The sequence below is a fragment of the Micromonospora sp. C31 genome (assembly GCF_018070575.1).
Classification (GTDB): domain Bacteria; phylum Actinomycetota; class Actinomycetes; order Mycobacteriales; family Micromonosporaceae; genus Micromonospora.
Genome location: NZ_JAGPXN010000001.1, coordinates 313,311 through 340,205, shown reverse-complemented (window position 1 = coordinate 340,205; position 26,895 = coordinate 313,311). Strand labels below are relative to the sequence as shown.

Sequence of the window (26,895 nt, the reverse complement as noted above, 5' to 3'; positions counted from 1 at the left end):
AGGGGTCATGCGAGCGATGCGGCGCCGGAATTGTCGTGACCGCGGGTGCCGGAGGCGGCGCCGCGACGGTTGTCGTCGCGCAAGCACCCGCCGGGCTCTTCCCGATCTGCCAGGTTTCGGCTCCTCCGGGTTCGGTTAATGGGACCCTCTGACCGAGGACCATCACTTGAGAAGATCGCATGGAGGTGACCCATGCGCGTCGGCCTCGTCTGCGCGCACGCCGGCCCACCCAGGGGCGCCGACGGCCTGACCGTCGGCACCCACCAGCACATCGCCCGGGTCGCCGCCGAACTCGCCGTGCGAGGCCACGACGTCCGGGTGTACGAACGCCGTGACGATCCGGGACTGCCGGAGACCGCAATGGTCGACGGCTACCGGGTGGAGCGGGTGCCGGTCGGCCCGGCCGCCCCGCTGCCCACCGCCGAGCTGGTGCCGTACGTGTCCGTGTTCGGTGCCTGGCTGGCCGGCCGGTGGGTGGGCGACTGGCACCCGGAGGTGGTGCACGGGCACTACTGGGTCGGCGGGCTGGCCGCCGCACACGCGGTCCGCGAGACCGACATCCCGGTGGTGCAGACCTTCCACTCCCTCGGTGTCGAGCAGCTGCGCCACCTCGGCCGGCAGTACGACGGCCCGGGGGAGCGGATCCCGCTCGAGCGGGCGCTGACCCGGGCGGTGGACATCGCGGTCGCCCAGTGCACCGACGAGGTCGACGAGCTGACCCGGATGGGGCTGCAACGCGCCTCCGTGGCGATGGTGCCGGCCGGCGTCGACACCGCGCAGTTCCACCCCGACGGCGAGGCCGCCCCCCGCGACCGGCGGGCCCGGATCCTCTCCGTCGGCGGGCTCTCGCCCGGGCACGGCCAGGAGGACCTGATCCGGGCCATGCGGCTGGTCGGCGACGCCGAGCTGGTGATCGCCGGAGGCCCGCCCGCCGAGCGGCTCGCCAACCACGCCGAGGCCCGCCGGTTGCGTGAGCTGGCCGAGCGCAGCGGGGTGGCCGAGCAGGTGAAGCTGGTGGGCGCGGTGCCGCACGAGCAGATGGCGACCTGGTACCGCTCGGCGGACGTGGTCGCCTGCACGCCGCACTACTCCTCCGCCGGCCGGGTGTCGCTGGAGGCGATGGCCTGCGGGGTGCCCGTGGTGGGCTACTCCCTGGGCGGGATCGCCGACGCGGTGGTCGACGAGGTCACCGGCCGGCTGGTGCCGCCGGGCGACGTCCGCACGCTGGGCGTGACGCTGCGCCGGCTGCTCGCCGACAACGCCGGGCGGTTCGCGTACGGGCACGCCGCCGTCGACCGGGTGCGGTGCAGCTACACCTGGGAGCGGACGGCGGGCGCGCTGGAGCGCCTCTACGAGCGGGTGGTGAGCCGGCGCAAGCCGGTCGAGGCGGCCTGACCCGGGTCGGCCGGCCACGGCTCCTCAGAGCGGGCGACCGGGCGCTGCGGCGCCCACCATGCCCCGGTCGCGTTCCCCGGCGACGGCGTGGTGGTGCTGGGGTTCGGCGTAGCGGGTGAGGCCGATGACGGCCGCGAGCGTGACCAGGAACCCGACCGCGGCGAGCCACTCCCGCCCGGGCCAGATCTTGTCGTTGAGCAGCAGCAGGCCGACGATCGCGGCGGGCACCGCCCCGGCGGCGTCCATCGCCGCCACGGCGGCCGTGGTCGAGCCGCGCTGCATGGCGAGCCCGAGCAGCAGCTGGCCGACGACCGAGTGGACGATCAGCAGGTAGAACAGCGGGTTCTGGACGAATGCCTCCGGCGTCGCGGAGGAGGCGAGGGGCCGGGCGGCCACCGCGGCGGCGGAGAACGCCAGCCCGGCCAGCGCGCCGAGCGCCACCGAGCCGGGCGCCCCGTGCAGGCGTACGGCGAAGAAGCCGATCACGGCGATGACGCCGAGCGACACCACCAGGGCGACCAGGCCGGCGGTGCCGAGCGGCTTGGCCGGCGCGGGCTCGGCGGAGAGCACCAGCGCGGTGATCCCGGCGAAGAGCAGCACCAGCAGGGCCACCTCGGCGGCCGGCAACCGCCACTTCAGCACCAGCACGCCGAGCAGGGCGGTGACCCCGAGCCCGGCGGCGACGCTGGACTGGACGAGGAAGAGCGGCAGGTCCCGGCGGGCGAGCAGGGCCAGCACGAACCCGGCCACCTGGCAGCCGAGCCCGATCAGGTAGGTGCGGTGCCCCGCCAGCCGTAGCAGCAGCCCCGGGTCGAAGGTGTGGTGCACGGTGGTGCGGGCGGCGGCCACCGACTGGAGCAGGTTGGCGACGCCGTACGCGACGATCATGGCCGCGAGGAAGCACCAACCGGAGGAGACCACCTGGCGAGGATAGAGGCTGCCGGAGGTCAGTGCTCGGTTGGCCGACCCAGCCGGGCGAGGATGTCGGCGTGCAGCGCACCGTTGCTGGCCACGGCGCTGCTCTCGGTGCCGGCGTCGCCGGAGGGGGCGGGTCGGCCGGCCAGATCGGTGAACGTGCCGCCCGCCTCGGTGACGATCGGCACCAGCGCGGCGACGTCCCACAGCGACAGCTCCGGCTCCACCATCACGTCCAGCGCGCCCTCGGCCAGCAGCATGTAGCCGTAGAAGTCGCCGTACGCCCGGCTGCGCCAGGTGTCCCGCATGAGCTGGAGCATCGCGTCCAGCCGGCCGTTGGACTCCCATCCCGTCAGCGACGAGTAGCAGAAGCTCGCGTCGGCGAGGTCCCGGACCGCGGAGACCCGGATCGGGGCGCCGCCGGCGGCGTCCGGCCCCGCGTACGCGCCCTCGCCGAGCGCGCCCCACCAGCGGCGGCCGAGCGCCGGCGCGGAGACCAGCCCGGCGACCGGGCGGTCGCCCTCCAGCAGCGCGATCAGGGTGGCCCACACCGGCACGCCGCGGATGAAGTTCTTGGTGCCGTCGATCGGGTCGACCACCCAGCGCCGGCCGTCCGGGCCGCCGGCGGGCTGCTCGCCGTACTCCTCGCCGAGCAGGCCGTCGGCCGGCCGGTGCGCGGCCAGCAGCGCCCGGATCTCCCGCTCCACCGCGGTGTCCGCGTCGGAGACCGGGGTCAGGTCGGGCTTCGCCTCGACCCGCAGGTCGAGCGCGCGGAACCGGGCCGTGGAGACGGCGTCGGCGGCGTCGGCGAGCAGATGGGCGAGGGCGATGTCGTCGGCATACCCGGGCATGCCCCGAACGGTAGCGGCGACCGGCTCAGGACCCCGCGGGCGGGTCGCGCCGTGCCCGCCCTTTGCGCGCGACTGCGGGGCTCGCACGCTCAGGACCCCGCGAGCGGGTCGCCGGGATTGCGCTGGTCGGGTTCCCGCGCGTCGCCCTCACCCGACCGGGAGGCCAGCAGCCGGCGGTACGAGGCGAGCCGGCGCGGATCGGCCTTGCCGGCGGCGACCCGGGCGTCCAGCCCACAGGCGGTCTCGTCGGGCGTGTGCGGGCAGTTGGCGGGGCAGTCGACCGTCCCCTCGACCAGGTCGGGGAAGCCGTGCAGCAGGCTGTCGGCGGAGACGTGCGCGAGCCCGAAGCTGCGTACCCCCGGGGTGTCGACGATCCAGCCGGCTGCGGGCGCAGGCGTGGCGGCGTCCCCGTCGTGCCGTGGGCCGCCGGGCAGCCGGGGCAGCCGCAGCGCCACCGCGCTCGTGGAGGTGTGCCGGCCCCGGCCGATCGCGCTGACCGTGCCGACCGCCCGGGCGGCGTCCGGCACGAGGCGGTTGACCAGCGTCGACTTGCCCACCCCGGAGTGCCCCACCATGACCGAGACCCGCCCGGCGAGCAGGTCGCGCAGGGCGTCGAGATCGGAATCCGGGCGGATCAGCACGTACGGCAGCTCCAGCTCGGCGTAGTAGCCGAGGACCGTCTCCGGGCCGGCCAGGTCGGCCTTGGTGAGGCAGAGCAGCGGCTCGATGCCGGCGTCGTACGCGGCCACCAGGCACCGGTCGATGAAGCCGGTGCGCGGCGGCGGGTCGGCCAGCGCGCTGACGATGACCAACTGGTCGGCGTTGGCGACGACCACCCGTTCCAGCCGCCCCTCGGCGGTGGTCTCGTCGTCGTCGGCGGTGCGCCGCAGCACCGACGTGCGCTCGGCGATCCGGACGATCCGGGCGAGCGCCCCGGCCGCGCCGGAGGTGTCGCCGACGAGGTTGACGCGGTCGCCGACCACCACCGACTTGCGTCCCAGCTCCCTGGCCCGCATCGCGGTGACCAGTGGCGCGTCCGGCCCGGCGTCGGGTGGCACGCACGTGTAGCGGCCCCGGTCGACGGCGATCACGAAGCCGTCCACCGCGTCGGAGTGCCGGGGGCGTGTGCGGGTACGCGGGCGCGACGACCTGCCGGGCCGGACCCGGACGTCGTCCTCGTCGTACTCCCGCCGTCTGGTCGTCAGGACCCGCCCCCTCGTCGTGTCAGCTCTTGCCGGTCACCATCGCCGACCATAGTGCCGGAAACTCGGGCATGGTCTTCGAGGTGCACGCCACGTCGCTCAGCTCGATGCCCGGAACGGCCAGGCCGGCCACGGCGGCGGCGTGCGCCATCCGGTGGTCGTGGTAGGTCTCGAACACCCCGCCGTGCAGCGGCCGGGGCCGGATCTCCAGCCCGTCGGGGGACTCGGTGATGTCGGCGCCGAGGGCGGCGAACTCCCGCGCCAGCGCGGTCAGCCGGTCGGTCTCGTGGCCCCGGATGTGGCCCACGCCGGTGAACACCGACGGCGAGTCGGCGAGCATGGCCAGCGCGGTCAGCGCCGGGGTCAGCTCGCTGACGTCGGAGAGGTCGGCGGTCAGGCCGTGCACGGCGCCGGTGCCCCGGACCGTCAGCCCGGCGGTGGAGAGGGTCACCTCGCCGCCCATCCGCTGCAGCAGCGAACGGAGCTGCTCGACGGGCTGGGCGCTGCTGCGCGGCCAGCCCCGCAGGGTCACCTCCCCGCCGGTCACCAGGGCGGCGGCGAAGAACGGCACGGCGCCCGACAGGTCGGGCTCGATCTGCCAGCCGCGCCCCGTCAGCGGACCGGGCTCGACCACCCACACGTCGGGGGTGCCGTCGTCGACCGCCGCACCGGCGGCCCGGAGCATCTGCACGGTCATCCGCAGGTGCGGCGCGGAGGGCACCGGCGGGCCCACGTGCCGGACCACCACGCCCCGGTCGAAGCGCGGCGCGGCCAGCAGCAGTCCGGAGACCAGTTGGCTGGACGCGGAGGCGTCGATCACCACCTCGCCGCCGGCCACCCGCCCGGCGCCCAGCACCGTCAGCGGCAGGCTGCCGGTGGCGGGGGCGTCCACGCGCACGCCGAGGGAGCGCAGCGCCCCGATGAGCGGGCCGAGGGGCCGGGTGCGGGCCTGCGGGTCGCCGTCGAAGGTGATCCGCCCGTCGGCCAGGCCCGCCACGGGCGGGACGAAGCGCATCACGGTGCCGGCCAGGCCGACATCCACGTGCGCGGGGCCGACCAGGGGGTGGGGGCGGACCAGCCAGCGCTCGTCGTCGCTGACCGACACGTGCGCGCCCATCGCGCGCAGCCCGGCGGCCATCAGTTCGGTGTCCCGCGCGCGCAGCGGCCCGGCCAGGGTCGAGGGGCCGCCGGCCAGGGCGCTCAGCACCAGGGCGCGCGCGGTCATCGACTTGGACCCGGGCAGGCGCAGCGTGGCCGCGACGGGGTCGGAGGCGGTCGGAGCGGTCCACGGCTGCGGCGGCCGGGTCGCGATCAGGTTCCCCACACCCCCATTCTGCCGTGTCCGGGCGTCAGTGCGGCCGGCTGGTGCGCGTACTCCCGGTCAGCGGGACAGCCGGCCGGCGCGCGGCGGGTTAGCGTGTGCGACATGTGCGGGAGGTACGCGACGACCCGGAGCGCGGGCGACCTGAGCACGCTGTTCGAGTCCCACGACGAGACCGACGGCGGCATCGGTCCCGACCACAACGTCGCGCCCACCGACCGGGTGCCGTTGGTGCGGGTCGGCCCGGAGGGCCACCGCGCGCTCTCGGTCGGTCGCTGGGGCCTGGTCCCGTCCTGGTCCCGGTCGCCCGCCGGCGCCGCCCGCATGATCAACGCCCGCGCCGAGACGGTCGCCACCAGCCGGGCGTACGCGGGGGCCTTCGCCCGCCGCCGCTGCCTCGTCCCGGCCGACGGCTGGTACGAGTGGGTCCGCTCGGCGGACGGGCGTAAGCAGCCCTACTACCTGACCCCGTCGGACGGCTCGGTGCTCGCCTTCGCCGGCATCTGGTCGGTCTGGGACGGTTCGGCCGGTCCGCTGCTGACCTTCAGCGTGCTCACCACCGCCGCGCTGGGCGAGCTGGCCGAGGTGCACGACCGGATGCCGCTGCTGCTGCCCCGGGGCCGCTGGGGGGCGTGGCTGGCGTCGACCGACGAGCCGGAGGGTCTGCTCGCGCCGCCTCCGCCGGACTGGCTCGCGACGCTGGAGATCCGCCCGGTGGGCACGGCGGTGGGGGACGTGCGCAACGACGGCCCGCAGTTGACCGAGAGGGTGGCGCTCGCCCGCGCCGCCGCGCCACCGGAGATGACGCTCTTCTGACAGTCCGACACATTGTCGGGTGTGATTTGCCAGAGTTGCGGGCGAAACGTCGCCCCCGCGTTCGCCCGTGTTCGCCGTGAAGTCTTGTACCGGTGTCCGTAAGTGCGATACAACACAGCGCCGGTGGTGGGTGTCGATTCGCACGGGGCGGACGACGCGCACCGATCTTGCCGGTCCCACGGGGGAGGTGGGTGGATGACACGGGCACGTATGCCCCGCCCGCACGAGGTGGCCGCCGCACGACGAGATCCGCGGCTGCTGCGGGCGTTGCGGGAGCGGCGCCAGGACGAGGCGTGGCGCACCAGAGGAACCTGCCAGAACGTCGACCCGGAAACGTTCTTTCCGGCGCCGAACGAGCCGGCCGACGCGGCTGTCGCGCTCTGCCGCAGCTGTGACGTGCAGGGCTCCTGCCTGGCGTGGGCCCTCGACGTGGGCGACTGCCACGGCGTCTGGGGCGGCACCACCCCGCGCGAACGGCGGGCGATGCTGATCGCCTGGCGCGACGAGGTGCAACCGGATCCGGACGCCGCCGACGAGGCTGGTCCACCGGTCCGGGACCGGCTGCTCACCCTGGTGCCGCTGAGCTGACCGCCGACTGAACCGGTCGCCGCCGGCCCGCCACCTCGGCGGGCCGGCGGCCCGTCCTGCCCCGGACGCCGCAGAATGGGCCGGTGCCGCACGACGACGACCTTCCGACCCCGCGCGGGCCCGCCCGGGTCGACACCGACCTGCCGACGGGTACGCCGAGCGCCCTGCTGGTGCTCGGCCACGGCGCGGGCGGTGACGTCGACGCCCCCGACCTGCGGGCGCTCCGGGACGCGGCCGTCGGCGCCGGCCTGGTGGTGGCCCGGGTGACCCAGCCGTACCGCGCCGCCGGCCGGCGTGCGCCGGCTCCGGCGGGGCACCTCGACGAGGCGTGGACCGCGGTGCTCGCCGTGCTGCGACAGCGGCATCCCGGCGTACCCCTGCTGGTGGGTGGGCGCTCCAGCGGCGCGCGGGTGGCGTGCCGCACCGCGCCGGCGGTGGGCGCCACCGGGGTCGTCGCGCTGGCGTTTCCGCTGCATCCGCCCGGCCGCCCGGAGCGGTCGCGGGCGGCGGAGTTGGCGACCGGCCTGCCGACCCTCGTGGTCAACGGAGACCGTGACCCGTTCGGGGTGCCGGAGCCGGGGCCGGGGGTGCGTGTGGTGACCCGCCCGGGGGAGCGGCACGACCTGCGGGGCGACCCGGCCGGTACGGCCGCGGTGGTGTGCGACTGGCTGCGCGGGCGGGGCTGGGCGCGACGCTGAGCGCGGGGTGGCGCGGCGGCGGGCCGTGTCCGGCGGCGGCGGCGGGTCGTTGCATCGGATGGCGCCGGACGCCCGGTTCGGGCGGCGGCGCCGGTCCTCCCAGGCCCTTCCTGGTCCCAGCACCGGCCCGCTGCCGGCGCCGGGACCGGGAAAGGGGAGGTCAGCGGAATGCCCCGCCCCGTCGAGGGCGTTGCACCCCCCGGACGACAATTCTGGCGAGGGGGGAGACCGGTGCCGACCGAGACACGGGCCCGGGAACGGGACGAGCGGGGAGCGCGGCAGCTTCGACGGCTGCTGGGCGGCCCGGACTGGCCCGCGGTGGTGCCGCCGGTCGGCCCGGCGGCGGGGCGCACGACCACGGTGAGGACGAGCACACCCGCCGGAAGTGAATCTGCGGGCACGTCCGGGCGCGTATCCTCGGCGGGACAGCATCCGACGCGAGGGGATGTGCGGTTGACCACCGAGAAGACGGACGAGCGCAGGGCCCGCTTCGAGCGGGACGCGATGCCCTTCGTCGATCAGCTCTACGCTGCCGGGCTGCGGATGACCCGCAACCCGGCGGATGCCGAGGACCTGGTCCAGGAGACCTACCTGAAGGCGTACGCCGCCTTCCACCAGTTCGAGCAGGGCACGAACCTCAAGGCCTGGCTCTACCGGATCCTGACCAACACCTACATCAACTCCTACCGCAAGCGGCAGCGCCAGCCCATCCAGGCGCCGACCGACGAAATCACCGACTGGCAGCTCGCCGAGGCCGAGTCGCACACCTCCAGCGGCCTGCGCTCGGCCGAGACCGAGGCGCTGGACCGGCTGCCGGACAGCGACGTCAAGGAGGCCCTCCAGCAGCTGCCGGAGGAGTTCCGACTGGCCGTCTACCTCACCGACGTCGAGGGCTTCTCCTACAAGGAGGTCGCCGACATCATGGGCACGCCGATCGGCACGGTCATGTCGCGCCTGCACCGGGGCCGACGTAATCTGCGCAAGCTGCTCGAGCAGTACGCCGCCGAGCGGGGCTTCAGCGCCGCGGCGTCGAAGAAGGGCTCGACCGCTTCCGCCGGCCGGGAGGTCTGACATGAGCTGTGGGGATCCGCACGAGACGGACTGCCGCGAGGTCATCGCGGAGGTCTACCTCTACCTGGACCTGGAGTGCGGCGAGGAGCGGCGCACGCTGATCCGGCACCACCTCGACGAGTGCGGGCCGTGTCTGCGCGAGTACGGCATCGAGCAGGAGGTGCGGGCGCTGGTCGCCCGGTGCTGCGGCAACGAGACCGCGCCCGACCAGCTGCGGGAGCGGTTGCGGCTGCGCCTCACCGAGCTGGTCGTCTTCGAGAGCAGCGAGTCGAAGGAGCTGGCCGACTGAGGTCCGGCCGGCAACGGCACCCGACCTCGGTCGGGGGCCACGGATACGGCGACGACGGTGGCCCGGGTCGGACGACCCGGGCCACCGTCGTTCGCGCCGACCGGTCGACGCCGGGCCGTGGGACCCGGCCGCCGGTCAGGAGTTGGGGCGCTTGCCGTGGTTCGCGCCGCTCTTCTTACGGGCCTTCTTCTTGCGGGCCTTCTTCGCCATGGTGACCTCCTCGTGATGGTCGGATCCGCCTGCGCACGAGCTCGGCGCCGGTGCACGCACCGGTCCTCCCGGCGCCGGGGTCCGACCCGCTGATGCTAGTGCGGCCGGCACCCGCCGTCGTCCGCCGGGGCCGCCGGCCGTGCGCCGCGCCGCCCGACACGCCTGAGGCCGCCACCCACCGGCCGGGCCGCGTTCCGCCAACCGGCCGGATGCGAGTCGATCGACCACCCGCCCGGGGCGCTCCACGCCCGCCGGAGGTCGCCCGCATGATTGGATACGTCGGCAGGCAACCGTGAGAGGGAGGGCCCTGGACATGGCCGAGGAGATCCGCGCCGAGATGGTGGCGAACGTCTGGAAGGTCGTCGCGTCGGCCGGGGACACCGTGTCCGAGGGGGACACGCTGGTGATCCTGGAGTCGATGAAGATGGAGATCCCGGTTGTCGCCGAGTCCGACGGTGTCGTCAAGCAGCTCGCGGTCAACGAGGGCGACGTCGTGCAGGACGGTGACCTGATCGCGGTGATCGATTGACCGGCCTCTCGGTCCGCCCGGCCGGGCCGGACGACTTCGCGGCGGTGGCCCGGCTGACGGTCGCCGCGTACGAGGCGGACGGCCAGCTCAAGGGCGAACACGGCTACGCCGCCGTACTCGCCGACGTGGCGTCGCGGGCCCAGGACGGCGAGGTGCTCGTCGCCGTCGACGACGCCACCGGCGAGCTGCTCGGCTCGGTGACCTTCGTCCTGCCCGGCACCCGTTACGCCGAGCTGTCCCGCTCGGGCGAGGCGGAGTTCCGGATGCTGGCGGTCGACCCGGCCGCGCAGGGGCGGGGCGTCGGCGCGGCGCTGGTCGAGGCCTGCGTGTCGCGGGCGGCCGGGCTGGGCTGTTCCGCCGTGGTCATCTGCGTGCGCAGCGGCTTCGCCGCCTCCGCCCAGCGGCTCTACCGGCGTCGCGGGTTCGTCCGGGCGCCCGAGCTGGACTGGGCGCCCCTGGACGGGGTGGAACTGCTCGGCCTCCGGCTGGACCTCAGCGGCTCCTGAGACGCCGCCAGAGGCGGCCCAGGCGGGAGCGCGGCCGGGGCGCCGGTCGGCTGGCCGCCAGCGAGGTGGCCAGGGCCGCGGTCTGCGGGTCCAGGGCCGGACTGGCCAGGGACAGGTGCGCCAGGGACGGCGCGATCGGTACGGGGCGGGTCCGGGCGACCGCCGCCACGTCGGCCAACCGCTCGGTCACCACCCGGGCCACCTCGGGGCGTACCTCCGGGTCGACCCAGGCGGCGGTGACCAGGGCGAACAGGGCCGCCTCGGTGACCCAGTCCTCGACGCCCCAGACCAGGTCCAGCAGCACCCGGCGCCGGGTCGACTCCGCCCACGGCTCGTCGGTGCGGTGGTGCAGCAGGCCGAGGCACGCCCACACCTGCACGCAGCGCACCCAGAGCGAGGGGTCCTGCCCGAGGACCCGGCCCAGCGCGGTGGGCGGCGCCTCCGGCGGATGCGCCAGCAGGCCGAGCAGGTCGGCCAGTTCGAGGGTGGCCAGGCCCACCGCCGCGTCGTACGCCGCCGGCGGGTGCGGCCACGCCGGGTGGGCGAGCTGCCGTAGCCGCGCGGCAGCCTCCGGCGAGGGCGCCGGCACGGCGGGCACGACCGTCGCCCCGTCGTGGTGCCAGAGCCGTCGGTCGGTCGCCCGCCGGGGCTCGCGCGGGTCCGGCTCGGGTACGCCGGCCACCTCGATCCGCAGCCCGGGCGCGGCCGTCGCGGCGGTACGCGTCGCGCTGGGCGGCGCGGGCGAGTCCAGCCGTACGGCGCCGAGGCCGGCGTGCTCGTCGGCGACGGCCCGGCGCAGCGCGTCCACCACCGGCCCCGTCGCCGGGGTGACCTGCCCGAGCCAGGGCCGACCCCGGCAGCTCTCGGCCAGGTCGCCGTGTTCGTGCGTGTCGTCGGGATGCTCCCGGACGAAGTCGGCGAGCGCGACGAGGTGTGCCACGTCGCCGTCGCGCTGGTGCCGCAGCCGGTGCGCGGTGTGCACGGCGCATTCGAACGACGGGTCCCGGGCCAGTGCCCGGTCGATCCAGTCGAGCGCCTCGTCGAGCCGCCCGTTGTCGGCGAGGGTGCCGGCGATGTCGGCGTAGACGGTCAGGTCGTCGGGGTCGTGCGCGACGGCGCGACCGAGTGCCGCCAGTGCCTCGCGGGTGCGCCCGGCGCTGCGGTACGCGTACCCGAGCCACACCTCGCCGATCTTCGACGGCTCCGCGCGTACGCCCCGGGCGGCCCAGCGGATCGCCAGGTCGACCTCGCCGACCCGCCTGGCCAGCGCGGACGCCGCGCCCAGCAGCAGTCCGCACCCGGGGTGGACGGTGACCGCGTTGCGGGCCAGCGCCAGGTAGGGGGCCAGGGCGGCCCGGTCGGCCCGGGGCACGGGATCGGACACGGCGGCGCAGACCTGCATCAGGATCCGGGCGGTCCGGTCCGGTTCGAGGCGCTCGGCGAGTTGCGGGGTGGTCACCCACGGCACCGCGGCCCAGCCGGTTCCCGGCGCGTGGCCGGTCGCCGCGACCAGCAGGTCGAGCCCCTCCGCGGGCCGGCCGACGGCGGCGAGCAGGTGCGCGCGGGCCACCACGGCGCCGACGAAGGCGTGACCCTGGAGCGGGAAGAGGTCGACGCCGCCCGCGCCGTCGGCGGCGGCGAGCCGGGCGAGGGTCTCGTGCACCTCGGGCAGGGTCGGGGCCTGGGCCAGCGCCGCGGCGACGTGACCCGCGGCGTGTCTCAGGTCGCCGTCGTCCATGGCGAGACGGGCCAGGGCCAGTTCCTCCGCCGCGGGCAGCGGCCGGTCGTCCTCGGGCACGTGGTCCTCTCGCTCGTCGGGCTCCGGTGGGTCGGGCAAGCCTAGGTGATGTTGCGGCGGGATGGTGATCATCTGCGCACTACTGCTCGTTCGATTGCTCGGTCCAGCTCAAACGTGCAAGACTGAGCAGGAAACGCGCGGCAACCGCGCAGTGGGAGGAGTTTCCGTGACGCGTGCAGGGGCTGGCATGGCCGCCGACATCGACGAGCAGCCGGCGGGCTACGAGCGGCTGCTCTCCGCCGGGCACGCCGGGGCGATCGCCCGGGTGGCGGCGGTCATCGCGCAACGCCGCCCCCGGCACGTGGTCTTCACCGCCCGGGGCACCTCCGACCACGCCGCCCTCTACGGGGCGTACCTGACCGAGATCCGGCTCGGTCTGCCCGCCGGCCTCGCCTCGCCCAGCGTCGTCACCCTCTACGGCGCCGAGCCGGACCTCTCCGACGCGCTGGTCGTGGGCGTCAGCCAGAGCGGCGGCTCGCCCGACCTCGCCGAGGTGCTGCGGACCGCCCGCGCCTCGGGCGCGCTGACCCTCGCGGTCACCAACGCGCCCGACTCCCCGCTGGCCGGCGTCGCCGAGCTCAGCGTCGACATCGCCGCCGGGCACGAGCGCGCGGTGGCCGCCACCAAGACCTACACCGCCGAGCTGCTCGCCCTGCTGATGCTCGTCGAGGGCGTCCGGGCCGGCGACGGCGCGCTGCCCGCCGACGAACGGGAGGCGCTCTCCGCGCTGCCCGCGCTGGCCGCCCGCACCCTGGAGGATCCCACCCCGGCCCAGCTCGCGCCCCGCTACCGCTTCGCCGGCCAGCTCGTCACCACCGGTCGCGGATACGCGTACCCGACCGCCCGTGAGGCCGCGCTGAAGCTGATGGAGACCTCCTACCTGCCGGCGCTCGCGTTCTCCGGCGCCGACCTGCTGCACGGGCCCCTCGCCATGACCGACCCGGACGTGCCGGTGCTCGCCGTGGTCGGCTCCGGGCCGGGTGGCCGGTCGATGGGCGAGGTGCTGCCCCGGCTCGGCGAGCGCCGCGCCGACGTGGTGGTGGTCGGCTCCGCCGAGGTCGAGGGCGCCACCCGGATGGCCGTCCCCGAGGTCGACGAGCGGTACGCGCCGCTGCTGGACATCCTGCCGTTGCAGCGCCTGGCGCTGGCGCTGGCGCTCGCCCGGGGCGAGGACCCGGACGCGCCGCGCGGGCTGAAGAAGGTCACCGCGACGATGTGACGCCCGCCGTGGCACGCTGGTCAGCGTGTCCACGCTGCGCGACCTCGCCGAGGAGCACACCCGCCTCCGTCCGGCCGACATCGACCACCTGCACCGGATCGCCGGCGACTGGCAGTTGCTGTCCGATCTGTCCTTCGCCGACCTGCTGCTCTGGGTACCCGTGGACGCTGACGGGGCGTTCCTCTGCGTCTCCCAGGTCCGGCCGACGACCGCACCCACCGCGTACCTGGACGACCAGGTGGGGCGGATCGTCGGTGGGCCCGAGGTGGCCCACCTGGAGGTGGCCCACCGGCAGGGCCGGATCTGGCGGGAGGGCGACCCGGTCTGGTACGGCGACGTGCCGGCCCGCCACGAGGCGATCCCGGTCCGGCTGCGCACCACCGCCGGCGAGGCCGGCGAGGTGATCGCCGTGGTGGGGCGGGACACCAACCTCTCCACCGCGCGTACCCCGAGCCAGCTGGAGCTGAACTACCTCACCACCGCCGACGACCTGGCCCAGATGATCGCCGACGGGACCTTCCCGCCGCCGCGCCATCCCGGGGAGACCACCTCCGCCCCGCGCGTCGGCGACGGGCTGGTCCGGCTCGACGCCGGCGGCAAGGTCACCTACGCCAGCCCGAACGCGCAGTCGGCGTACCGACGGCTGGGCTACGCCTCCCACCTGGTGGGCGAGGACCTGGCGGCGCTGCACCGCCGGCTGGCGAGCGACCCGCTGGAGGGCACGGACGCGGCGAACGGGATCCTCGCCGCGCTGCGCGGCGAGGCCCCGCCCCGCCGGGAGATCGACGCGCGGGGTGCGACGATGCTGACCAGGGCGCTGCCGCTGATGCCCGCCGGGGTGCCGATCGGCGCGCTGGTCCTGGTCCGCGACATCACCGAGGTACGCCGCCGCGACCGCGCCCTGATCACCAAGGACGCCACCATCCGGGAGATCCACCACCGGGTGAAGAACAACCTGCAGACGGTCGCCGCGCTGCTCCGCCTCCAGGCTCGCCGGGTGTCCATGCCGGAGGCCCGGATCGCCCTGGAGGAGTCGGTACGCCGGGTCGCCTCCATCGCGCTGGTGCACGAGACCCTCTCCATGTCCAGCGACGAGGCGGTCGAGTTCGACGGCATCGTCGACCGGGTGGCCAGCGCCGCGACGGAGGTGGCGGCGACCGAGGCCACGGTCGGCATGCGGCGCGAGGGCAGCTTCGGCGTACTGCCCGCCGAGGTCGCCACGTCGCTGGTGATGGTGCTCAACGAGCTGCTGCTCAACGCCGTCGAGCACGGCTTCCCGCCGCCCGCCGAGGCGACCGCCCCGACGGGCCCCGGAGGCTTCGCCCCGGCGCAACCGGCGCAACCGGCGCAACCGGTGGCCGCCGGCGCGGAGGGACCGGAGGGGGCCGGTCTGGCGGGATCGGAGGGGGCCGGTGCGGGCGCGGCGGAGGTCGTGGTGTCGGCGCACCGGTTCCGCAAGATGCTGCACGTCTCGGTCACCGACAACGGGCGCGGGCTGCCGCCCGACTTCGACGCCGAGCGGGGCGGCAACCTCGGGTTGCAGATCGTCCGGGCGCTGGTCACCGGCGAACTGCGCGGCACCATCGAGCTGCGCGACGGCGCGAAGGGCGGCACGGAGGCGACGCTCGTCGTTCCGCTGGTCCGTAACGACGGCCGCTCCACCGGCTGACATGCCGGGCGGTTGCCCCCGGGGTCGTGGCACGTGAGGGGTGTCGGAGGAATCATGATCAGTTGATCGGGGACCGGCCGGAACAGGCCCGCCACGCCGGCTCGCCGTCACCCGATCGAGCCCACGTGGGGAGCCCGCGTGGGGAGCCGGGTGGGGAGCGCGGGTGGGGAGCGCGGGTGGGGAGCGTGGGTGGGGAGCGCGGGTGGGGAGCGTGGGTGGGGGAGCGTGGGTGGGTGGTCAGCGGGTCAGGAGGGCGACGGTCAGTCCTGAGCGGGGCCAGACCCGTTCGACGATGAAGTTGGCGCGCAGCGCGTCGCCCTTGGCCCCGGCGACGGCGGCCAGCGGATCGTCGCGACGGCCGGCCACCACCAGCCAGACCCGCTGCGCGCCGGCCAGGCACTCGGCCGGGCGGGCGCACTCGGCGGCCCACAGGTCGCCCCGGCGGGCCTGGTCGTCGGTGACCAGCACGTCAGGGGGCCGACGGTCGCCCAGATGATAGGCGAGACCCAGGTCGAGGAAGAGCCAGCTCCGCCGGGGGGAGAAGACGACCGCGTCGCCCGGCCGCTGGCCGTCGGCGACGATCCGGGCCGCGCCCCGGTAGTCCACCGTCGCGCTGCGCGGCCACTCGTGCGTACGCCGCAGCGCCGCCTGGTCGGGCAGCCCGAGCAGACCGGCCAGGGCGACGACGGCCAGCGCCGGCGGCAGCGGCACCGCCGCCAGCGCCGCCCCGGCGAGCAGGCAGCCGAAGGGCACCACGAAGACGAGGTAGCGGGGAACCCAGAGCGGCACGGTCAGCCCGGCGGCGAAGAGCAGCAACACGGGCAGCAGCACGGCCAGCCCGGGCAGCAGCGCGCGCCGGCCGAGCCGTGCCGCGCCCAGCGCCGCGAGGCCCAGCAGCACTCCGCCAACCACCCCGCTCTGCACCACCCCGCCCGCGAGCGCGGCGAGGTCGTCGGGACGGGCGGTGTCCACCCAGCCGAGCTGCCGGGAACGCTGCGCCCTGGCGAGCAGCACCAGCGGCGCCACCAGCAGTACGGTCGGCAGCAGGGCGAGCAGCCAGCGCAGCGGGCGGCTCGGCGGCCCCGTCCGACGGGTGGCGAACACCGCCACCGCGTGCGCGGCGAGCAGGGTGAGCGCGACCAGGTGGGTGAGCCCGAGCGCGGCCACGGCGGCGGCGTACCCGGCCCAGCGCGTCCACCCCGGCCGGGCCGTCGCCTCGACCAGCAGCAGGGTGGCCAGCACGGCCAGGAGGGTGGCCAGCGCGTAAGGGCGGGCCTCCTGGCCGTACCGCGAGGTGCCCGGGAGCACCGCGAGGAGCAGCCCGGCGAGCAGCCCGGCCCGGGCGCCGACCAGCCGCTGCCCGAGGACCGCGGTCAGGCCGGCGGTGGCGGCCATGGCCAGTGCGGCGGGCAGCCGCAGCGCGGTCACCGAGTCGCCGAAGACGGCGACCCAGGCGTGCATGAACAGGTAGTAGGGGCTGGTGGCGGCGTCGATGGTGCCGGCGAGCCGGACGAGGTCCCCGGGCGACCGGGTCGCCGCGCTCCAGGTGGCCAACTCGTCGCGCCACGGCTGCGCGTGGTCGATCCCGGTCAGTACGACGGCCAGCGTGACCAGGCTCGGCGCGATCCAGACCAGCCGGCCGACACGATCCGGCCCGCCCGCCGCCTCGGGCACCGGCGGGACGCGCTCGCCGGGCGGGTCAGCGGAACCGGTCACGTACCGCAGCGTCACACAATCCGGACCTCCCGTGCGCCGATCCGGCGATCGGGCACGCGTGACCGGAGAAGCCCGGGACCACGGTCTGGTTGACGAACCGTGACTGGCCGCGCCGGACCTCGGCGGCCGGCGGTGTGGTCCGCTCGTCGCGATACCCCACAGGCATCGTCATTCCGCGCTGGCCCGTGATGTGGGATCCCGCACGCGCTCGTTGGCCGACCCTCGTCGGGTGTGGCAGCATGACTTCCATGACCGCCGCTGTCGTCCGCCGCTTCGTGGCCCGCCGCCACGTCGACTACGGCCGCGTGCGCAGCGCGATCTGTCCGGCCCACTGACGACGCCCGACCAATCTGTCTCGGGCGCGCCTCGCGCCGGCTGCCCCGACACCGTTGTCGCCAGCCCGTTCCGACGGGTCGGCCGCGCGCCTTGCGTGTCTCCGAGGCACCGCAGACAACGGAGGACGCCGCCATGGCGGTCAGCAGCATTCCGGCCCGGGCAGGGGACTCTCCCCGACCGGCCCGGACCCCCCGCCGCCCCAGGGGGGAAGGTCAGTGGGCGCTCGGTCACCGCGAGCCGCTCAACCCCAACGAGCGGATCAAGAAGGACGACGACCCGCTGAACGTGCGGGCCCGGATCGAGAACATCTACGCCCACCACGGGTTCGCCTCGATCGACCCGCAGGACCTCCGCGGTCGGTTCCGCTGGTGGGGCCTCTACACCCAGCGCAAGGCGGGCATCGACGGCGGCCGTACCGCCGTGCTGGAGCCGCACGAGCTGGAGGACGAGTTCTTCATGCTCCGCGTGCGGGTCGACGGGGGCGAGCTCAACCTGGCGCAGCTCCGCGTGGTCGCGGACATCTCCCGCGAGTTCGCCCGGGACACGGCCGACATCACCGACCGGCAGAACATCCAGTACCACTGGATCCGCGTCGAGGACATGCCGGAGATCTGGCGCCGGCTGGAGGCGGTCGGCCTCCAGACCACCGAGGCGTGCGGCGACTGCCCCCGGGTCGTGCTGGGCAGCCCGGTCGCTGGCGTGGCCCGCGACGAGCTGGTCGACCCGACTCCGGCCGTCGACGAGATCGTCCGCCGGTACGTGGGCGACAAGGCGTACTCCAACCTGCCGCGCAAGTTCAAGACCTCCATCTCCTGGCTGGTCGACACCCCGTACGAGGCGAACGACATCTCCTTCCTGGGGGTGGACCACCCGGACCACGGGCCGGGCTTCGACGTCTGGGTCGGCGGTGGCCTGTCCACGAACCCCATGCTGGCGCAGCGGCTCGGCGTCTGGGTGCCGCTGGACGAGGTGCCGGACGTCTGGGCGGGGGTGGTCGGCATCTTCCGCGACTACGGATACCGCCGGCTGCGCAACCGCGCCCGGCTGAAGTTCCTGGTCGCCGACTGGGGCGTGGAGAAGTTCCGCGAGGTGCTGGAGAAGGAATACCTGGGTCGGGCCCTGCTCGACGGTCCGGCCCCGCAGCTGCCCGACCGGCCGGTGGACCACATCGGGGTGCACCCGCAGCGCGACGGTCGGCACTGGGTGGGCGCCGCACCGGTGGTGGGCCGGGTCTCCGGCGGGCAGCTCGCCCGGCTGGCCGACGTTGTCGAGGCGCACGGCAGCGGGCGGGTGCGGCTCACCCCGTACCAGAAGCTGCTGGTGCTGGACGTGGCGCCGGAGCGGACCGACTCGCTGGTGCGCGAGCTGCGCGGGATCGGCCTGGAGGCGCGGCCGTCGGCCTGGCGGCGCGGCACGATGGCCTGCACGGGCATCGAGTACTGCAAGCTGGCCATCGTCGAGACCAAGGCGCGCGGCGAGGAGCTGGTGGCCCGGCTGGAGGAGCGGCTGCGTGACTTCGACGCCGACATCTCCATCCACCTCAACGGCTGCCCCAACGCCTGCGCCCGCACGCAGGTCGCCGACATCGGTCTCAAGGGCCAGCTCGTGGTCGGGCCGGACGGCCGGCAGGTGGAGGGCTTCCAGGTCCACCTCGGCGGCGGGCTCGGCATGGCCGAGGGGCAGACGGCCGGGTTCGGCCGCAAGCTGCGCGGTCTGAAGACCACCGCCGAGGAGCTTCCGGCGTACGTGGAGCGGCTGGCCCGGCGTTACCTGGCCGGCCGGGAGGCGGGCGAGACGTTCGCCAACTGGGTGATCAGGGTCGACGAGGAGGAACTCCGATGAGCGAGACCCGTTCCGCGCCGCTGTACTGCCCGTACTGCGGCGAGGAGGACCTGCGGCCGAGCGAGGCCGGCCACGGCGCCTGGGAGTGCCACGCGTGCGCCCGGGTGTTCACGGTGAAGTTCGCCGGCCTGCTCGGCCGGGCGGTGACCCGGTGAGCGCGGGCGCGGCCGGCCGGCCCGGCCTCGTCTCAGCGACGGGCCTGGGCCTGGTGGGCCTGGGCGCTCCCGCGCCGGCCGAGGAGCCCCGACCCGGCCCGGCCGAGGTGGCCGGGCGCGGCCCCGACGAGTTGCGCGCGCTGGCCGAGGAGGCCGGCCGGGAACTGGAGGGCGCGCCCGCGCTGGAGATCGCCCGCTGGGCGGCCGAGACCTTCGGCGACCGGTTCTGCGTCACCAGTTCCATGGCCGACGCCGTGCTGGCCCACCTGGTCTCCCGGGTCGCGCCGGGGGTGGACGTGGTGTTCCTCGACACCGGCCTGCACTTCCCGGAGACGCTCCGGGTCCGCGACGAGGTGGCCCGGACGCTGCCGGTGAACGTGCGGTCGATCCGGCCCCGACTGACCGTGGGCCAGCAGGACGGCCAGTACGGCCCGCGCCTGTTCAACAAGGCCCCGGACGACTGCTGCCAGCTGCGGAAGGTGGAGCCGCTGGAGCGGGCGCTCGCCGGCTACGACGCCTGGGCCGCCGGGCTCCGCCGGGACGAGTCGCCGACCAGGGCGAACACGCCGGTGGTGACCTTCGACGCCCGTCGGGGCAAGGTCAAGGTCAACCCGATCGCGGCCTGGCGGCAGGCCGACGTGGATGCGTACGTCGCCCGCTGGAACGTGCCGGTGAACGAGCTGTTCCGGCAGGGCTACGGCTCGATCGGCTGCTGGCCCTGCACCCGCCGCACGAAGGCGGGGGAGGACCCCCGGGCCGGCCGCTGGGCCATGTTCGAGAAGACCGAGTGCGGCCTGCACGTCTGACCGGGCCGGCCCCGGGCTCTCCCGGGCCGTCTGGTCCGGCCGGGCCGGCCCCGGGCTGTCCCGGGGCGCCGGGTCCGGCCGGGCGGGTTTCGGGCTGTCCCGGGGCGTCGGGTCCGCCCGACCCGGTGGTGCTGGTCGCCCACGGCAGCCGGGACCCGAGGGCCGCGGAGGCGACCCGGGCGCTGGCCCGGGCCGTGTCGGCCGCCCGCCCGGACACGCCGGTGCTGGCGAGCTGGCTGGACCACACCGAGCCGGGACCGACGACGGTGCTGCGGAACCTGGCCGCCGCCGGGCACCCCCGGGCCGTGCTGGTGCCACTGCTGCTCACCGCGGCGTACCACCGGCGGGTGGACGTCCCGGCGGCGGTCGCGGCCGTCCGGGAGGCGGGGCCGCCGATCGCGGTACGGGTGACCGACGTGCTCGGTCCCGCCGACGGGGAGGTGGACGCCGGTCTGCTGGCGGGTCTGCGCCGACGCCTGGCCGAGGCGGGGCCGGGGCGGTTCGACGCGCTGGTGCTGGCGGCGGCCGGCACCAGGGACGCCCGGGCGCGCGGGTCGGTGGGTAGGGTGGCCGCCGCCCTGCGCGCCGGTCTCGGGGTGCCGACCCGGGTGTCGTACGCCTCGGCGGCCCCGCCGGCAGTCGCGGCGGCGGTGACGCGGCTGCGGGACCGGGGTGCCGGGCGGGTGGCCGTGTCCGCGTACTTCCTTGCTCCGGGCCTGTTCCACGACGCCGTCGCCGCGGCGGCACGGGGTGCCGGGGCGGTGGCGGTGTCGGCCCCGCTGACCGACGCGCCGGAGCTGGCCGACCTGGTCCTGCGGCGGGTGGACGCCCTCGGCCGGGTGGCCGGGCTCACGTCGCTGACATGATCGGCAGCGGCGTGCGGCGGGTACCAGAGGTGGTGTGCGGACAGCATCACGCCCCGGCGGGCGTACCCGGCCGGGGCGTGATCGCTGGTGCGTGGGGGATCAGGCGGAGTGAGCGCGCAGCACCCGGAGGCCACCGCGGCGCTTGACAGCCCGCCGTTCCTCCTCGCTCATCCCGCCCCAGACGCCGGCGTCCTGACCGGACTCCAGCGCCCACTGCAGGCACTGGTCGGTCACGGAGCAGCGCCGGCAGACGGCCTTGGCCTGCTCGACCTGCAGGAGAGCCGGCCCGGACGTCCCGATCGGGAAGAACAGTTCCGGGTCCTCGTCGCGGCAGACAGCATGGTGACGCCAGTCCATGGCGGCAACACTCCTCATTCTGGGTGGGTGGCAGATATTGCTTCTGTTGCTTTTCCTATATGCATCCGCAAGGCCGATGGTGACGGTTCGCGTCTGCCTATTCGGCAATGCGTGAGCAGGCTGTGTTGGCCCCGCAGACCTGCTGGAACAGCTCAACCTGACGAGCGTATCCAGGCAATGTCCCGGCAACTCAAGTTCGCTTGTGAATACTTTCACGAACCCCGGGGATGTCAAGGGTGACGCTCGGAAAAACTCCGGGCGGTGAGCAAGCCCACAACCCCTTTGTCCGGATTCCAGCGCCTTCCTGGTTACCCGGTGTACCACTGTCGTGGATCAATATAGTACAGTCCGCGTGACATTGCTGACATTTCCGGCACCTGCCCCTCGGTGTGGCGGTCGTCTCGCCGGTCCGGCGTCGCGACCGCGTCGACCTAGGGCAGTACCCGAGACCTAGTAGATTACTCTCAGTGCGGCGGGAATGGATGTGAATCTGACTTTTTCCCGCTCGCCCAGGTAGTCGCCGTCGAGCTGGAACGCCTGCGGACGGGCCGAGACCAGGGTGAACTCGGCCAGATCGTGCAGCCGCAGCACCTGGCGGCCGTGCGGATCCGGCGTCTGGGAGAAGAACTGCGTGACTGTCCGTGTCGTGCTGGCCACGCGGAGCTGTCGCAGTGCCAGTACGTCCAGGCCCAGATCGAACGACGCCTCCGGGTTCGGGTTGACCTCGCGGTCGCCCAGATAGGTCCACGGCGCGGTGTTCTGGATGATGACCGTCGCCAGTTCGCCCTCCGCCAGCTCGCCCGGCCGCTCCAGACTGATCGCCGGGTGGCGGCGGTCGGAGTTGAGGAAGTACTGGGCCACGGTGGACCGGAAGTAGAGGGCGGGCGTCGAGACCCGGCCCCGCCGGCGGGCCTGCTCCACCCGGTGGATGACCGCGGCGTCGACGCCGAAGCCGGCGCAGAAGGTGAAGTAGCGGTCGTCGGCCCGGCCGAGCCCGATCGTCCGGTACCGGCCCAGTCGCAGGCCCTCCAGGATCATGCTGGTCCCGTCCGGCCAGTCCCGGGGCAGGCCCAGCGCCCGCGCGAAGACGTTGGTGGAGCCCCCCGGCACGGTCGCCAGGGCGGGCAGCCGCTCGGCCGGCGTGGCACCGTTCGGCAGGGTCGGCGGCTGCGCCGTCATCAGGCCGTTGACGACCTCGTTGACCGTGCCGTCGCCACCGAGCGTGACGACGACGTCGACGCCCTCCTCGGCGGCCCCGCGCGCCAGGTCGGTCGCGTGCCCCCGCCGTCGGGTGTAGCGCACGGAGAGGTCGACTTCGGAGCGCAGTGCCCGGACCAGCACGTCCCGGCTGCGCTCGCTGGTGGTGGTGGCCTTCGGATTGACCACCAGGACGGCCCGCATGGGCGGCACTGTACCGCGCGTCACCACAGGTATCGTGGCGCGCGTGACCATCGACTCCGACCCGATCCCCGTCACCCTCCGCTGGGCGGTCCGGTTGCTGCGGGCCGAGGCGGTCGCCGTGGGACTGGTCGCCGCGTGGCTGCTCTGGGCCGACCTCACGGCCACCACCACCGATCTCACGTCGGCGTTGCTGGTGACCGCGTTCGCCATCGGCGCGGCGGCGGCCCTCTGGGCGCTGGGCGGCGCCCTGACGCGCCGCAGGGCGGGAGCCCGGGCCCCGGCGATCGTGCTCCAACTGATGCTGCTGCCGATCGGATGGTTCATGCTCCAGGGCGGCATGGCGTGGCTCGGCGTACCGCTGATGGTGCTCGGCCTCTGCGTGACCGCCCTGCTGGTCAGCGCCCCCACCACCCGGGCCCTCGGCTTCGGGTGACGCCCCGGGCGCGACGCCGAACGGACGGTCAGTAGCCGGAGGCGCGGCGGGTGAGCAGCGAGATGGTGGCCCGGCCGTCGGCGGCCGTCGCGGCCGCCGACGTGGTCAGCGCGGTGAGCACCTTCCAGGCGAAGGACGACTCGGCCGGGAGGGTGGCACCACGGACGGTCGGCACGGTCACCTCCACCGTGAGCGCGTCGTCGGTGACCGCGAAGCGGCAGTCGAGTTCCGCGTCGCGGGTGGCGATGGCGAGCAGCATCGCGCACGCCTCGTCGACGGCGATCCGCAGGTCCTCGATCTCGTCGAGGGCGAACTGGAGCCGCGCCGCGAGCCCCGCGGTCGCGGTACGTAGCACCCCGAGGTAGCCCCCGTCCGCGGGCACGGTGAGGTGCACGACATCGTCGTCGGTCGTCGGCTGCCCGGTCAGTTGAGTCACCACTCATCCCCCCGGTCGGGGACTCTACCCGCTCGGTCGCCCAGGCGTGTGGGGACCGCCACGTTCCCGCGCGGAGGGACCATCAGGGCGCCCCGCCGAGCCCGTTGGAGGCCCGCTCCCGGCCGCGGTCGGCGGCGCGTTCCCGCTCCGCCAGCTCGTGCGCCGTGACGACGACGGCCGGCACGTCCTCGGGACGTACCGGCCGGATCGTCGGCGGACCGGTGCGGGTCAGGCCTGCTTGGTCTCCCAGAAGATCTTGGAGATCTCGTCGATCTTCTGGAGCAGCTCGTCGGCCTTGGACGGGTCGGTGCCGCCCTTCGCGCCGGCGGCGCCGGCCAGCTTGGTGGCCTCGTTGAACAGCTGGTGCAGGTGCGGGTACTTCTCGAAGTGGGCCGGCTTGAAGTAGTCGGTCCAGAGCACCCACAGGTGGTGCTTCACCAGGTCGGCGCGCTGCTCCTTGATCAGGATGGCGCGGGTGCGGAACTCGGGGTCGGTGTTGGACTGGTACTTCTCGCAGATCGCCTTCACCGACTCGGCCTCGATCCGGGCCTGGGCCGGGTCGTAGACACCGCAGGGCAGGTCGCAGTGGGCGCTGGCGGTCACGCGGGGCGTAAGGATGCGCGGAAGTCGCATCAGGATCCTCCATGGGAAGTTTGCGATGATCCAAGACGACATTACTCCTGGACGCGCTCCGGGGAGGGCGGGTGGAGGGGAAACCGATGGGTACCGATCGTCCGGCGTCGGCTCCCCGGCTGCGCTGGCCGTTGACCGCCGTGCTGGTGACCGGCCCCTCCATGTCGCCCACGCTGCGGCACGGCGACGCCGTACTGGTGCGCCCGGGCGGTCGGGCGGTCCGCCCCGGCGACGTCGTGGTCGCCGTCTTCCGCAGCCGTCCCGACCTGCTCGTGGTCAAGCGCGCGGTCCACGCCCGGGACGGCGGCTGGTGGCTGCGCGGCGACAACGACCTGATCACCGACGATTCCCGGGCGTACGGGGTGGCCGACGTGCGGGGCCGCGTGGTGGCCCGCTACTGGCCCCGGCCCGCCCGGGTGCGCCCCCGCCGGATATGACCCCGCTCACATCGGTGTGACGGTGGCGACACTATGCTCGGAGCGTGCCCGGGTGACCCCCGCACCGCGCGCCGCCGCTCGAACGCCTCACCTCGCGTCCGCGCCGGCCGCTCCGTCTGCTCGACAGATCCTGGAGTCACCATGTCATCGTCCCCCGTGGACCCCGCTGATCCCGTCTTCCGGCTGCACCGGGGCGGCAAGATGGCCGTCGCCTCGACCGTCCCGCTGACCAGCCGCGAGGACCTCTCCCTCGCGTACACCCCGGGCGTGGCCCGGGTCTGCGAGGCGATCGCCGCCGACCCGGCGCTCGCCGACGACTACACCTGGGTGTCGCACACCGTCGCGGTCGTCACCGACGGCTCGGCCGTACTCGGGCTGGGCAACATCGGCCCGCGCGCGGCGCTGCCGGTGATGGAGGGCAAGGCGGTGCTGTTCAAGCAGTTCGCCGGCGTCGACGCGGTGCCGGTCTGCCTGGACACGCAGGACGTGGACGAGATCGTGGCCGTGGTGCGGGCGCTGGCCCCGTCGTTCGGCGGGATCAACCTGGAGGACATCAGCGCGCCGCGCTGCTTCGAGGTGGAGCGTCGCCTCGACGAGGCGCTGGACATCCCGGTCTTCCACGACGACCAGCACGGCACCGCGATCGTCGTGCTCGCCGCCCTGCGCAACGCGGCGGCACTGCTCGACCGCAAGCTCGGCGACCTACGGGTGACCGTCAGCGGCGCCGGCGCGGCCGGGGTCGCGGTGACGAAGATGCTCGTGGCCGGCGGCGTGAACCCCGACCAGGTGGTGGTCTGCGACTCCAGGGGGATCATCGGCCGGCACCGGTCCGGGCTGACCGGCACCAAGGCCGAACTGGCGGCGAGCACGAACGCCGACGGTCGCGAGGGCGACGTCACCGAGGCGCTGCGCGGCGCAGACGTGCTGATCGGCGTCTCGGGCGGACAGATCCCGGAGGCGGCGATCGCCGGCATGGCTCCCGGCGGCATCGTCTTCGCGCTGGCCAACCCGACGCCCGAGGTGCACCCGGAGGTGGCCGCCCGGCACGTGGCGGTCGTCGCCACCGGCCGCAGCGACTACCCCAACCAGATCAACAACGTGCTGGCCTTCCCGGGCGTGTTCCGGGGCGCGCTGGACGCCCGCGCGACCCGGATCACCGAGGGGATGAAGGTCGCCGCCGCCGACGCCATCGCCGGCGTGGTGGCCGGGTCGCTCACCGCCGAGGCGATCGTCCCGTCCCCGCTCGACCCCCGGGTCGCCCCCGCGGTGGCCGAGGCGGTCGCCGAGGCCGCCCGCCGCGACGGCGTCACCCGCTGAGGGTGTAAGGAAGGGCCCCTTCCTATCGCCCAGGCGATAGGAAGGGGCCCTTCCTTACACCGGTGCACTTCTTGACGCCCGCTCAGCTTGTTACCGTGCCGATCATGCGTGCTGCCTTCGCCTCCCGCTTCGACGACGCCAACCCGCTCGCCGCGCTCACCGTCGGCGAGCAGCCCGAGCCGACCCACCCGGCCGACGACTGGGTGACCGTGCAGGTGCGGGCCAGTTCCCTCAACCACCACGACCTCTGGTCCCTGCGCGGGGTCGGGCTGCGCGCCGAGCAGCTGCCGATGATCCTCGGCTGCGACGCCGTGGGGGTGGACCCGGACGGCAACGAGGTCGTCGTCTTTCCGGTGATCCCCACCCCTGGGGACCCGCGCGGCGTCTCCATCCTCTCCGAGCACTTCCCCGGCACGCTGGCCGAGCGGGTCGCCGTACCCCGGTCGAACCTGCTGGCCCTGCCGGCGGGCCTGGCGGCGGCGGACGCGGCCTGCCTGCCGACGGCCTGGCTGACCGCGTGGCGGATGCTGACCACCAGGGGCCGGGTCGACGAGGCCGACGCCGTGCTGGTGCAGGGTGCCGGCGGGGGCGTCGCCACCGCGGCCGTCGCGCTGGCCGCCGCCATGGGCAAGCGGGTGTACGCGACCAGTCGCGACGCCGCCAAGCGGGCCCGGATCGCCGAGCTGGGCGCCACCGCCGTCGAGCCCGGCGCGCGGCTGCCGGAGCGGGTCGACGTGGTCATCGAGACGGTCGGGGCGGCGACCTTCGACCACTCGCTGAAGTCCGCCGCGCCGATGGCCCGGATCGTGGTCTCCGGCGCCACGGCCGGGCACGAGCCGAAGGTCAACCTGCGCCGGGTCTTCGCCATGCAGCTGGAGATCCTGGGCACCTCGATGGGCACCCCCGACGAACTGGCCGCCCTGCTCGCGTTCTGCGCCGAACGCGGCGTACGCCCGGTGGTGGACACCGTGGTCCCGTTCAGCGCGGTCGCCGACGCCTTCGCCCGCCTGCACTCCGGCGACGTCTTCGGCAAGGTCGTCGTCGATCACACCGCCTGAGGCCCGGACCGGTGGCCTGCTCCGA

Annotated in this window: 28 protein-coding genes and 1 pseudogene; 18 read left to right on the top strand and 11 right to left on the bottom strand. The window is 74.8% G+C overall.

Annotated features, from left to right (window positions below):
- The first annotated feature begins 192 nt into the window (after window positions 1-192).
- Window positions 193-1,395, top strand: a complete 1,203-nt coding sequence (locus tag KBX06_RS01530) for a glycosyltransferase (RefSeq protein ID WP_210832347.1) — start codon at window positions 193-195, stop codon at window positions 1,393-1,395.
- On the opposite strand, the pseudogene KBX06_RS01525 reads toward KBX06_RS01530, so the two are convergent.
- From KBX06_RS01525 to aroA, 4 genes and pseudogenes are all read right to left on the bottom strand, one after another.
- Window positions 1,350-2,283: pseudogene (locus KBX06_RS01525) on the bottom strand (hypothetical protein). The gene KBX06_RS01530 and the pseudogene KBX06_RS01525 sit on opposite strands and share 46 nt — an antisense overlap.
- A gap of 59 nt (window positions 2,284-2,342) precedes the next feature.
- Complete coding sequence (gene hisN, locus KBX06_RS01520; protein ID WP_210832346.1) at window positions 2,343-3,161, bottom strand: histidinol-phosphatase; 819 nt, start codon at window positions 3,159-3,161, stop codon at window positions 2,343-2,345.
- A gap of 89 nt (window positions 3,162-3,250) precedes the next feature.
- Window positions 3,251-4,219 carry a ribosome small subunit-dependent GTPase A gene (rsgA, locus tag KBX06_RS01515; protein WP_307854416.1) on the bottom strand — a complete coding sequence of 323 codons (969 nt, stop codon included), beginning with the start codon at window positions 4,217-4,219 and terminating at the stop codon, window positions 3,251-3,253.
- 166 nt (window positions 4,220-4,385) lie between these two features.
- Window positions 4,386-5,687 carry a 3-phosphoshikimate 1-carboxyvinyltransferase gene (gene aroA, locus KBX06_RS01510; RefSeq protein WP_210832344.1) on the bottom strand — a complete coding sequence of 434 codons (1,302 nt, stop codon included), beginning with the start codon at window positions 5,685-5,687 and terminating at the stop codon, window positions 4,386-4,388.
- 102 nt (window positions 5,688-5,789) lie between these two features.
- Between aroA and KBX06_RS01505 the strand changes: the two genes are divergently transcribed.
- The 5 genes from KBX06_RS01505 (at window position 5,790) to rsrA (ending at window position 9,146) form a co-directional block, all read left to right on the top strand.
- Window positions 5,790-6,500 (top strand): SOS response-associated peptidase, encoded by a 711-nt coding sequence (locus tag KBX06_RS01505; protein ID WP_210832343.1) that lies wholly within the window; start codon window positions 5,790-5,792, stop codon window positions 6,498-6,500.
- Window positions 6,501-6,695: 195 nt separating this feature from the next.
- A complete protein-coding gene (locus KBX06_RS01500) occupies window positions 6,696-7,088 on the top strand; it encodes a WhiB family transcriptional regulator (protein ID WP_210832342.1) in 393 nt (130 codons plus the stop codon).
- An 83-nt stretch (window positions 7,089-7,171) separates the two neighbouring features.
- Window positions 7,172-7,786, top strand: a complete 615-nt coding sequence (locus tag KBX06_RS01495) for an alpha/beta family hydrolase (protein WP_210832341.1) — start codon at window positions 7,172-7,174, stop codon at window positions 7,784-7,786.
- Between the two features lie 231 nt (window positions 7,787-8,017).
- Window positions 8,018-8,857, top strand: a complete 840-nt coding sequence (locus tag KBX06_RS01490; RefSeq protein ID WP_210832340.1) for a sigma-70 family RNA polymerase sigma factor — start codon at window positions 8,018-8,020, stop codon at window positions 8,855-8,857.
- A 1-nt stretch (window position 8,858) separates the two neighbouring features.
- Complete coding sequence (rsrA, locus tag KBX06_RS01485; RefSeq protein WP_210832339.1) at window positions 8,859-9,146, top strand: mycothiol system anti-sigma-R factor; 288 nt, start codon at window positions 8,859-8,861, stop codon at window positions 9,144-9,146.
- A 135-nt stretch (window positions 9,147-9,281) separates the two neighbouring features.
- Here the strand turns inward: rsrA and KBX06_RS28630 are convergent, their stop codons facing one another.
- A complete protein-coding gene (locus tag KBX06_RS28630; RefSeq protein ID WP_369700219.1) occupies window positions 9,282-9,356 on the bottom strand; it encodes a 50S ribosomal protein bL37 in 75 nt (24 codons plus the stop codon).
- A gap of 307 nt (window positions 9,357-9,663) precedes the next feature.
- Here KBX06_RS28630 and KBX06_RS01480 point away from each other — a divergent pair, with 307 nt between their 5' ends.
- Together KBX06_RS01480 and KBX06_RS01475 are read left to right on the top strand one after the other, a co-directional pair.
- The gene (locus KBX06_RS01480; RefSeq protein ID WP_172896635.1) at window positions 9,664-9,885 is read left to right on the top strand and encodes a biotin/lipoyl-binding carrier protein; all 222 of its coding nucleotides are present in this window, start codon (window positions 9,664-9,666) and stop codon (window positions 9,883-9,885) included.
- Window positions 9,882-10,391: a GNAT family N-acetyltransferase gene (locus KBX06_RS01475; RefSeq protein WP_210832338.1), complete on the top strand. Its 510-nt coding sequence runs from the start codon at window positions 9,882-9,884 to the stop codon at window positions 10,389-10,391. Before KBX06_RS01480 ends, KBX06_RS01475 begins: the two co-directional genes overlap by 4 nt.
- On the opposite strand, the gene KBX06_RS01470 is transcribed toward KBX06_RS01475, so the two are convergent.
- A complete protein-coding gene (locus KBX06_RS01470) occupies window positions 10,378-12,129 on the bottom strand; it encodes a tetratricopeptide repeat protein (RefSeq protein WP_247685080.1) in 1,752 nt (583 codons plus the stop codon). The genes KBX06_RS01475 and KBX06_RS01470 overlap by 14 nt on opposite strands.
- A gap of 247 nt (window positions 12,130-12,376) precedes the next feature.
- On the opposite strand from KBX06_RS01470, the gene KBX06_RS01465 reads away from it, so the two are divergent.
- Window positions 12,377-13,408, top strand: a complete 1,032-nt coding sequence (locus KBX06_RS01465; protein ID WP_210832928.1) for an SIS domain-containing protein — start codon at window positions 12,377-12,379, stop codon at window positions 13,406-13,408.
- Window positions 13,409-13,433: 25 nt separating this feature from the next.
- Entirely contained in the window at window positions 13,434-15,077 is a 1,644-nt protein-coding gene (locus tag KBX06_RS01460) for a PAS domain-containing sensor histidine kinase (RefSeq protein ID WP_210832336.1), read from the top strand.
- A gap of 237 nt (window positions 15,078-15,314) precedes the next feature.
- On the opposite strand, the gene KBX06_RS01455 is transcribed toward KBX06_RS01460, so the two are convergent.
- Window positions 15,315-16,712, bottom strand: a complete 1,398-nt coding sequence (locus tag KBX06_RS01455; RefSeq protein ID WP_247685078.1) for a glycosyltransferase family 39 protein — start codon at window positions 16,710-16,712, stop codon at window positions 15,315-15,317.
- A gap of 549 nt (window positions 16,713-17,261) precedes the next feature.
- Between KBX06_RS01455 and KBX06_RS01450 the strand changes: the two genes are divergently transcribed.
- The 4 genes from KBX06_RS01450 (at window position 17,262) to KBX06_RS01435 (ending at window position 20,798) form a co-directional block, all read left to right on the top strand.
- Window positions 17,262-18,971 carry a nitrite/sulfite reductase gene (locus tag KBX06_RS01450; RefSeq protein WP_210832335.1) on the top strand — a complete coding sequence of 570 codons (1,710 nt, stop codon included), beginning with the start codon at window positions 17,262-17,264 and terminating at the stop codon, window positions 18,969-18,971.
- Entirely contained in the window at window positions 18,968-19,126 is a 159-nt protein-coding gene (locus KBX06_RS01445; RefSeq protein WP_210832334.1) for a hypothetical protein, read from the top strand. The genes KBX06_RS01450 and KBX06_RS01445 overlap by 4 nt, the downstream gene beginning before the upstream one ends.
- A complete protein-coding gene (locus tag KBX06_RS01440) occupies window positions 19,123-19,932 on the top strand; it encodes a phosphoadenylyl-sulfate reductase (RefSeq protein ID WP_210832333.1) in 810 nt (269 codons plus the stop codon). The genes KBX06_RS01445 and KBX06_RS01440 overlap by 4 nt, the downstream gene beginning before the upstream one ends.
- Window positions 19,933-20,057: 125 nt before the next feature.
- Complete coding sequence (locus KBX06_RS01435) at window positions 20,058-20,798, top strand: sirohydrochlorin chelatase (RefSeq protein WP_210832332.1); 741 nt, start codon at window positions 20,058-20,060, stop codon at window positions 20,796-20,798.
- A 99-nt stretch (window positions 20,799-20,897) separates the two neighbouring features.
- On the opposite strand, the gene KBX06_RS01430 is transcribed toward KBX06_RS01435, so the two are convergent.
- Together KBX06_RS01430 and KBX06_RS01425 are read right to left on the bottom strand one after the other, a co-directional pair.
- Entirely contained in the window at window positions 20,898-21,155 is a 258-nt protein-coding gene (locus KBX06_RS01430; RefSeq protein ID WP_007072794.1) for a WhiB family transcriptional regulator, read from the bottom strand.
- Between the two features lie 450 nt (window positions 21,156-21,605).
- Entirely contained in the window at window positions 21,606-22,556 is a 951-nt protein-coding gene (locus KBX06_RS01425) for a diacylglycerol kinase family protein (RefSeq protein ID WP_210832331.1), read from the bottom strand.
- Window positions 22,557-22,599: 43 nt separating this feature from the next.
- On the opposite strand from KBX06_RS01425, the gene KBX06_RS01420 reads away from it, so the two are divergent.
- Window positions 22,600-22,989: a hypothetical protein gene (locus tag KBX06_RS01420; protein WP_210832330.1), complete on the top strand. Its 390-nt coding sequence runs from the start codon at window positions 22,600-22,602 to the stop codon at window positions 22,987-22,989.
- Window positions 22,990-23,017: 28 nt separating this feature from the next.
- Here KBX06_RS01420 and KBX06_RS01415 read toward each other — a convergent pair whose 3' ends face one another.
- A complete protein-coding gene (locus KBX06_RS01415) occupies window positions 23,018-23,425 on the bottom strand; it encodes an ATP-binding protein (RefSeq protein WP_121400125.1) in 408 nt (135 codons plus the stop codon).
- A 228-nt stretch (window positions 23,426-23,653) separates the two neighbouring features.
- Entirely contained in the window at window positions 23,654-24,058 is a 405-nt protein-coding gene (gene sodN / locus KBX06_RS01405) for a superoxide dismutase, Ni (protein WP_210832329.1), read from the bottom strand.
- Between the two features lie 86 nt (window positions 24,059-24,144).
- On the opposite strand from sodN, the gene KBX06_RS01400 reads away from it, so the two are divergent.
- From KBX06_RS01400 to KBX06_RS01390, 3 genes are all read left to right on the top strand, one after another.
- Window positions 24,145-24,495, top strand: a complete 351-nt coding sequence (locus KBX06_RS01400) for a S24 family peptidase (RefSeq protein WP_210832328.1) — start codon at window positions 24,145-24,147, stop codon at window positions 24,493-24,495.
- Window positions 24,496-24,636: 141 nt separating this feature from the next.
- Complete coding sequence (locus tag KBX06_RS01395; protein WP_210832327.1) at window positions 24,637-25,812, top strand: NADP-dependent malic enzyme; 1,176 nt, start codon at window positions 24,637-24,639, stop codon at window positions 25,810-25,812.
- 95 nt (window positions 25,813-25,907) lie between these two features.
- Entirely contained in the window at window positions 25,908-26,870 is a 963-nt protein-coding gene (locus KBX06_RS01390; protein ID WP_210832326.1) for a zinc-binding dehydrogenase, read from the top strand.
- The last annotated feature ends 25 nt before the right edge of the window (window positions 26,871-26,895 follow it).